Source organism: Nocardioides sp., from assembly GCF_041600255.1.
In the GTDB taxonomy this organism is placed as follows: Bacteria; Actinomycetota; Actinomycetes; order Propionibacteriales; family Nocardioidaceae; genus Nocardioides.
In genome coordinates this window covers 1-3,012 of record NZ_JBFIKK010000222.1, presented here as the reverse complement: position 1 = coordinate 3,012, position 3,012 = coordinate 1, and the positions used below count along the sequence as shown (strand labels likewise).

The 3,012-nt window shown below is 68.8% G+C and carries 2 protein-coding genes; both read right to left on the bottom strand.

Going from position 1 to position 3,012, the window contains the following annotated elements; all coding sequences use genetic code 11:
- On the bottom strand, positions 1 to 848 hold an 848-nt coding region (locus ABZE72_RS16505; RefSeq protein WP_372730125.1), incomplete at its 3' end, for a DEAD/DEAH box helicase.
- Positions 849 to 989: 141 nt separating this feature from the next.
- Positions 990 to 3,012: M4 family metallopeptidase (locus ABZE72_RS16500; RefSeq protein ID WP_372730124.1), on the bottom strand; the 2,023-nt coding region annotated here is incomplete at its 5' end.

Here is a 3,012-nt window from a genome sequence, read left to right as displayed (position 1 = left end):
ATCGCCATCGCGGAGAACCCGCGGGCCCGCAGCTTCTCGGCGAGCGTCTCGGTCTCGTTCTTGGTGCGGACGAAGACGATCATGCCCTCGAAGTTCTCGACCTCGAGGATGCGGGTGAGGGCGTCGACCTTCTGCGGGTAGGACACCATCAGGTAGCGCTGGGTGGTGTTGGCCGAGGTCGTGGTCTTGTTCTTGACCGTGATCTCGGCGGGGTCGTTGAGGTACTTCTTCGAGATCCGGCGGATCTGCGAGGGCATGGTCGCGGAGAAGAGCGCGACGTTCTTGTCCTCGGGGGTGTCGGCCAGGATCGTCTCGACGTCCTCGGCGAAGCCCATGTTGAGCATCTCGTCGGCCTCGTCGAGGACCAGGAAGCGCAGCTCGGTGAGGTCGAGGGTGCCCTTCTCGAGGTGGTCCATGATCCGACCCGGGGTGCCCACCACGATGTGCACGCCACGACGCAGCGCGCTCAGCTGGACGCCGTACCCCTGGCCGCCGTAGACGGGGAGCACGTGCACGCCCTTGAGATGCGCGGCGTACTTCTCGAAGGCCTCGCAGACCTGGAGCGCGAGCTCACGGGTCGGCGCGAGGACCAGCGCCTGGGGCTTCTTCTGCTTGAGGTCGAGCCGGGACAGGATCGGCAGCGCGAAGGCAGCGGTCTTGCCGGTGCCCGTCTGCGCCAGGCCGACGACGTCGCGTCCGGCGAGCAGCGGAGGAATGGTCGCCGCCTGGATCGCCGAGGGCGTCTCGTAGCCGACATCGCGCAACGCCTTGAGGACGTCGTCGTGCAGACCGAGCTCCGCGAAGGTCGGGGTCGGGGCTGCTTCGGGCTCGGTGTTGTCGGTGCTCACGCGGTGATCCAGCTGCTCATGGGGGACCACGTTAGTCGCTCAGGGGTGCCAGCCCCGATTCGTCGCACCCCGGACCCGGGGACCCACCGCGCCGGTGAGGCGACGCGATGGGTCCCGTGCAGCCGGCGAGGCGCCGGTGGATCAGGTGGTGCTCAGGGCCGTGTCGTCGACCACGAAGCTCGTCTGGAGCGAGGAGTCCTCGGCCAGCAGGAACTTCACGGTGATGGTCTTCCCCTTGTACGCCGTCACGTCGAACGTCTTCTGGACGTAGGTCGAGGTGGCGTTGACGTTGGAGTACGTGGCCAGGGTCGTGGTCGTGCCACCGTCGATGATCTGCACCTTGGTGGTGTCGTACGCCGTCGAGCCGGACTCGGCGGTGTCGATCCGGATCCAGAAGCTCAGCGTGGCACTGGCCGCCGACGACGGGATCGTCACCGACTGCTGCTCGTACTCCGAGGACGTGGTGCCGTTGCCGCCGAGCCACATCTTCCAGCTGCCGGTGCGCGCCGGGCGCCCGGTGTTGTTGGTGATCGGTCCGGCGGTGCCGGTCCAGTTCACCGCACCGGACTCGAAGCCCGGGTTGAGCAGCAGCTGGCTGCCTCCCCCGCCCGTGCTGCAGGTCGGGTCACCGGCCTGGGCCGGCACGCTGACGGCGTCCCACGCGGCCTTGACCGTGTTGAACTCGGTGCAGGAGCCCGGGTAGAGGTTCTTCGCCGCGGTGAGCGTCCAGGTGCGGTACTTCAGGTACGACGAGGACGACGTCTTCATCAGCATCGCGTTGTACAGGATCTTGCCGGCCTTCTGGATGCCGATCCCGGTCACGCTGCTGCCGTTGCAGGTCGAGCTGGCCGGGTTGCCGTTGGTCGGGTTGGATCCCTCGGCCAGCAGGTAGAACCAGTGGTTGCCGGGGCCGGCCGCCGCGTGCACCTGGGTGGTCGGGATGGCGCTGGAGTAGCAGTTCGGGTGTCCGACCGCGGACGGGTTGTGCATGTTGCGGATCGGGCCCTGGCCGGTGAGGTTGATCTCCTCACCGACGAGGTAGTCGGGCGGGTCGTACGCGGAGGCCTGGTTGGACCAGGCCTCGGTCAGGGCACCGAAGACGTCGCCGATGAACTCCTGGGTACCGGCCTGCGAGATGCCGCCGGGGGTCTTGTCGTCGATGCCGTGGCCGTACTCGTGGGCCACCACGTCCAGCGAGCCGATCCACTGACCGGCCTGGTTCTTGCCGATCTGCACCTGGGTGCCGTCGTAGTAGGCGTTGACGTCGTTGAGGCCGACCCGCATCGGGACCCAGCCACCCACACCGTCCATGCCGCTGCGGCCCAGCCAGGTGGTGAGCATCGCCTTGAGCATCTGGGTGCCGAAGAAGGCGTCGACGCAGCCGGTCTCCTTGCTGGTGGCGTTGCCGTTGCCCCAGAGGTCGTCGGTCCCGGAAAAGGTGGTGTTCGTGGCGGAGTCCTGGCAGACACGCGAGGGGCTGGCCGGGTCCTTCATCGAGTAGGTGCTCCCCGACAGCGAGGTGGTCAGCGACAGCGGGTTGGGCCCGGAGTACGCCGCCGTTCCCTGGCCGTGGTGGACGTGCTCACGGGTGCTCAGCACCCGGCCGTCGTGGGCGTCGACCAGCACGCTCTGGATGGAGTGTTCGCCGGCATCGCGGCCGGTCACCCTGGTCTCCCAGGCGAGGTGCGAACCCTTCTGCTGCAGCACCACCAGACGGGTGGCGCCGACCTTCTCCACCTTCCTCAGCTCACCGCGCGCGATGGCGCGGGCGCGGCCCTTCGCCAGCGTCGGACGGATGCTCGCGAGGCGGGTCGGGGCACCCTGGGCCACCGACGTGGTCAGCACCTCGCCGCGACGGCCGGTGACGACGACGAAGTCGCCGCCCCGGACCGGGAGGCCGCGGTGGGTGCGCTCGTAGGGGACGTAGTTGATCCCTTCCGAGGAGAGGACCCTGTCGGCCACGAAGCCGTCGTGCGCGCCGATGCGGAGCTCCGGCGCCTTGCGGTCGATCAGCCGTTGCGCTGACTGGCGGGCCTGGGCCCGCGAGTTCACCGCGGGCTTGTCCTGCGTCGTCGTCTGACCGACCGGCTGGGCCTCAGCGCCCAGCGGGACGGCCGCCACGGCCGAGGCAGCGAGGACGGCGGCAACCAGGCCACCGAACACT